Genomic DNA, 380 nt, shown 5'->3' on the forward strand with positions numbered 1-380 from the left:
CCCTCCTCGCCCTAGACGAAAACCCCCACCCCCAACACCCCCACACCCCCACCGGCACCACCCTCAACCTCACCCTCATCCAAACCCTCACCCAACACACCACCACCCCCACACCCCTCTGGCTCCTCACCACCCACGCCACCGCCACCACCCCAACCGAACCCCTCAACCACCCCCTCCAAGCCCTCACCTGGGGACTCGGCCGCACCACCACACTCGAACACCCCGACCACCAAACCCGACTCATCGACATCCCCACCACCCTCACCCAACAAACCCTCCACCACCTCACCACCACCCTCACCACCCACCACACCCAAAACGAAATCACCATCCGCCCCACCGGCATCCACACCCGACGCCTCACCCACACCCCCCCC

At 66.3% G+C, this 380-nt stretch carries 1 protein-coding gene; it reads left to right on the top strand.

Annotated elements, in window-relative coordinates; translation table 11 throughout:
• The coding region (locus RKE29_RS30925; RefSeq protein WP_312008929.1) for a hypothetical protein at positions 1–380 on the top strand (380 nt) is incomplete at both ends.

The organism is Streptomyces sp. B1866 (assembly GCF_031932565.1).
Lineage (GTDB): Bacteria > Actinomycetota > Actinomycetes > Streptomycetales > Streptomycetaceae > Streptomyces.